The sequence below is a fragment of the Dietzia maris genome (assembly GCF_014144855.1).
Taxonomy (GTDB): Bacteria; Actinomycetota; Actinomycetes; order Mycobacteriales; family Mycobacteriaceae; genus Dietzia; species Dietzia kunjamensis.
In genome coordinates this window covers 1-4,217 of sequence record NZ_JAALDN010000114.1, presented here as the reverse complement: position 1 = coordinate 4,217, position 4,217 = coordinate 1, and the positions used below count along the sequence as shown (strand labels likewise).

General features: G+C 70.4%; 6 protein-coding genes. All 6 read right to left on the bottom strand.

All coding sequences use genetic code 11. The features are described 5' to 3' along the window. Nucleotides 1-504, bottom strand: a 504-nt coding sequence (gene ruvC, locus G6024_RS04300; protein WP_159148144.1) for a crossover junction endodeoxyribonuclease RuvC, incomplete at its 3' end; no start/stop codon positions are given. A gap of 61 nt (nt 505-565) precedes the next feature. Beyond that, nucleotides 566-1,318, bottom strand: coding sequence for a YebC/PmpR family DNA-binding transcriptional regulator (locus G6024_RS04295; RefSeq protein WP_067717865.1), 753 nt, complete (start codon nt 1,316-1,318; stop codon nt 566-568). Nucleotides 1,319-1,399: 81 nt separating this feature from the next. After that, nucleotides 1,400-2,014, bottom strand: a complete 615-nt coding sequence (gene pdxT / locus G6024_RS04290; RefSeq protein ID WP_067717862.1) for a pyridoxal 5'-phosphate synthase glutaminase subunit PdxT — start codon at nt 2,012-2,014, stop codon at nt 1,400-1,402. Next, nucleotides 2,011-2,883: an acyl-CoA thioesterase gene (locus G6024_RS04285; RefSeq protein ID WP_067717859.1), complete on the bottom strand. Its 873-nt coding sequence runs from the start codon at nt 2,881-2,883 to the stop codon at nt 2,011-2,013. Before G6024_RS04285 ends, pdxT begins: the two co-directional genes overlap by 4 nt. Before the next feature lie 7 nt (nt 2,884-2,890). After that, nucleotides 2,891-3,796, bottom strand: a complete 906-nt coding sequence (gene pdxS, locus G6024_RS04280) for a pyridoxal 5'-phosphate synthase lyase subunit PdxS (protein ID WP_067717857.1) — start codon at nt 3,794-3,796, stop codon at nt 2,891-2,893. Nucleotides 3,797-3,891: 95 nt separating this feature from the next. Beyond that, nucleotides 3,892-4,217: LemA family protein (locus G6024_RS04275; protein ID WP_235027752.1), on the bottom strand; the 326-nt coding region annotated here is incomplete at its 5' end.

Below are 4,217 nucleotides of genomic sequence, written 5' to 3'. Positions count from 1 at the left end.
GTGGCCGTCCAGCGCGGCGACCCGGCCCTGCATGGGCGCCCGCCAGCTGTGGCACACGGCGAGCGCGAGGGCGTCGGCCGCGTCCGCCGGGCTGGGGGGCTTCTGCAGGCCGAGGATCCGGGTGATCATCAGGGTCATCTGCTTCTTGTCCGCGCGCCCGCTGCCGGTGATGGCCGCCTTGACCTCGGAGGGCGTGTGGAAGGCCACCGGGATGTCGCGATAGGCGGCGGCCAGTGCCACGACGCCGGCGGCCTGGGCCGTGCCCATGGCGGTGGAGACCTGGTTCTGGGCGAAGACCCGCTCGATGGCGACCACGTCCGGGCGGTGGATCTCCATCCACTCGTCCGCCACGGCGTGGACCGCCCGCAGGCGCCTCTCGAGTGGTTCCTGGGCGGTCGTCCGCACCACGTCCACGTCCAACGCCGTGACGGCCCGACCCGGCTCGGTCTCGATCAGCGCGAGCCCGCACCGGGTCAGTCCCGGGTCCACACCCATCACGCGCATAGCGACCTTTCGCCGACCAGTGGTAGAACCTACGTTCGAGACCCTACCAGTGGGCCGCCCGTCAGGCGTTGAGCGCCGCCAGCACGTCGTCCGGCACGTCGAGGTTCGAGTAGACGTTCTGGACGTCGTCGGAGTCCTCGAGCGCGTCGATGAGCTTGAAGACCTTGGTGGCGCCGTCGGCGTCGACCGTCACCTCGACCGAGGCGCGGAACCCGGACTCGGCCGAGTCGTAGTCGATGCCGGCCTCCTGGAGCGCGGTGCGCACCCGGACGAGGTCGGTGGGTTCGCAGACCACCTCGAACTGCTCGCCGAGGTCGTTGACCTCCTCGGCCCCGGCCTCGAGTACGGCCATGAGGACGTCGTCCTCCTCGAGCTCACCCTTGTCCAGCACGATCTCGCCCTTGCGGGTGAACAGGTAGGCCACCGAACCGGGGTCGGCGAGGTTGCCGCCGTTGCGGGTCATCGCCGTGCGCACCTCGCCTGCGGCGCGGTTGCGGTTGTCGGTCAGACACTCGATGAGCAGGGCCACGCCGTTCGGGCCGTACCCCTCGTACATGATGGTCTCCCACTCGGCGCCGCCCGCCTCCTCGCCGGCGCCACGTCTGCGCGCGCGCTCGACGTTGTCGCCCGGGACAGAGTTCTTCTTGGCCTTCTGGATGGCGTCGTAGAGCGTGGGGTTGCCGGCTGGGTCACCGCCGCCCGTACGGGCCGCCACCTCGATGTTCTTGACGAGCTTGGCGAAGAGTTTGCCGCGCTTGGCGTCGATCGCGGCCTTCTTGTGCTTGGTGGTGGCCCACTTGGAATGGCCTGACATGGGATGTTCCGCCCTCCGGGGGTGTCAGTCCGGGCCGACCTCGGTTGGCCGCCCGGTGCGATGTGTCGCTGACTGGCCAGTCTACGAGGTCGACTGCCGCACCATGTCGACGAAGTACCGGTGAACGCGCACATCGTCGGTCACCTCGGGGTGGAAGGAGGTCGCCAGGGCGTTGCCCTGCCGCACCGCGACCACGTGATCGTGGCCGTCGGAGGCGCGGACGCGGGCGAGTACCTCCACGTCGGGGCCCACCGTCTCGACCCAGGGTGCGCGGATGAACACGGTCCGAACCGGGTCGGCGCCGAGGGCGTCGACGACGAGGTCGGCCTCGAACGAGTCGACCTGCCGTCCGAAGGCGTTCCGACGGACGGTCATGTCGATCGCGGAGAACCAGGTGGCGTCCGCCCGGGTGTCCAGGACGACCGACGCCAGCAGGATCATGCCCGCGCAGGAGCCGTAGACCGGCATGCCGCCGGAGATCCTCTCGGCCACCGGTTCGTACATGTCGTAGACGTCCAGAAGCCGACTCATCGCGGTGGATTCCCCGCCGGGCAGGATGAGTCCGTCCACGCCGTCGAGTTCGGAGCGCCGGCGGACGGCCACGGCCCGCGCGCCGACGGACTCGAGGTGGCGGACGTGTTCGGCGACATCGCCCTGGAGGGCGAGGACACCGACGGTCGGGGCGTCCGCGCTCACTTCTTCGACGGGTCGTCGGTGGTGCTCACCGGGAACGGCTGCGCACCCGGGCGCAGGCGCCGGGACAGTCCCTCCTGGGTGACGGCAGCGACGAGCCTGCCGGAGCGGTCGAAGATCCGCCCCTGGGTGAGGGCGCGCCCCCCGAACGCCGACGGCGAGGTCTGGTCGTACAGCAACCAGTCATCGGCCCGGAAGGGGCGCATGAACCACATGGCGTGGTCGAGCGAGGCGTCCTGGGTGGGCTCGTCGGGGTGCGGGACCTTGGCCGAGCCCAACAGCGTCATGTCCGACATGTACGCGAGCGTGCACACGTGGAAGTTCGGATCGTCCGGCAGCGCGTCGACGCTCCGGAACCACACCCGCTGCTGCGAGGCCAACGCCGAACTCGTCTCCAGGCGGTCCCGGGGGACGATCCGGATGTCCCACTGGGCCCATTCCTCGGCGAAGATGCGGTGGGCCTCGTCGAGGTCGTCGATCGTCGGGACGTCGATCTCCTCGGGCCCCACGACCCGGGGCATCGAGTCCTGGTGCTCGATGCCCTCCTGGTCGACCAGGTGGAAGGAGGCCGACATGGAGAAGATCGGCTCCCCCTCCTGGATGGCGGTGACACGGCGGGTGGCGAAGCTGCGACCGTCCCGGAGGCGGTCGACCTGGAAGACGGTCGGCACGTCGGGGATGCCCGGCCGGATGAAGTACCCGTGCAGGGAGTGGACGTGCTTGTCGGAGTCCACGGTCCGGACCGCGGCGACGAGGGTCTGACCGGCGACCTGGCCGCCGAAGGTCCGCTGCAGGTGCGTGCGGATGGCCGGTCCCCGGAAGAGGTCGCGGTCTATCCGCTCGATCTCGAGGATGTCCTCGATCTTCGCCACCGGCGGGTCACCAGCCCCGCTCGGCGAGCCGGTGGGGCTCGGGGATGTCGTCGACGTTGATGCCGACCATGGCCTCGCCGAGGCCGCGGGAGATGGTCGCGAGCATCTCCGGATCGTCGTGGAAGGTCGTCGCCTTGACGATCGCCTTGGCCCGCTCGGAGGGGTTGCCGGACTTGAAGATGCCGGAACCGACGAACACGCCCTCGGCACCGAGCTGCATCATCATCGCGGCGTCGGCCGGGGTGGCGATGCCGCCCGCGGTGAACAGGACCACGGGGAGCTTGCCGGTCTCAGCGACCTCCTTGACCAGCTCGTACGGCGCCTGGAGCTCCTTGGCGGCCACATACAGCTCGTCGGACGGCAGGCTCTGCAGCGTGCGGATCTGCTGCCGGATCTGGCGCATGTGGGTGGTGGCGTTGGAGACGTCACCGGTGCCGGCCTCGCCCTTGGAGCGGATCATCGCCGCGCCCTCGGTGATGCGGCGCAGGGCCTCGCCGAGGTTGGTGGCGCCACAGACGAACGGCACGGTGAAGCCGAACTTGTCGATGTGGTTGGCGTAGTCGGCCGGGGTGAGGACCTCGGACTCGTCGACGTAGTCCACGCCGAGGGCCTGGAGGATCTGCGCCTCGACGAAGTGCCCGATGCGGGCCTTGGCCATCACGGGGATGGAGACGGCCTCGATGATGCCGTCGATGAGGTCGGGGTCGCTCATGCGGGCGACGCCGCCCTGTGCCCGGATGTCGGCGGGGACGCGCTCGAGGGCCATCACGGCCACGGCGCCGGCGTCCTCGGCGATCTTCGCCTGCTCGGCGGTGACGACGTCCATGATGACGCCGCCCTTGAGCATCTCGGCCATACCTCGCTTGACGCGTGCGGTTCCGGTGGTGTTCTCGCTGGACTGCGGGTCGCTCACGAAATAGGCCTTTCCTGGCTCAGACGACGTGTGACAGGGGTCCAGTGTAGGTCTCCCTCACCCCGGCGCCCCAACCGCCGCCCCACCGGGGTTGGTCAGGCCTGCGGTGGCGGCGCGTCGACGAGTTCGACGTACCCCGGCATCGGGGCCCGGCCGGCCAGTCGCAGGAGGCGGACCGGGGCCTGTTCCCGCAGACTGCGGGTGTCACGGACGGCGTCGTTGTAGAAGCGCCGGGCCATGGAGACGCGATCCGAGGCGTCCTCCAGCTCGGCGGCGAGATCGTCGGGCAGCGCGTCCGTGTCGACCCCGGACAGGACCACGCCGAGGGTGTTCTCCGCGACCTCGGCGTCGGGCTCGGCGGGGTCGTCCGGCGCGCCGCCCGTGTCGCGGCGACGTCGGTGGTCCGGGTGCGGCGCGGGGT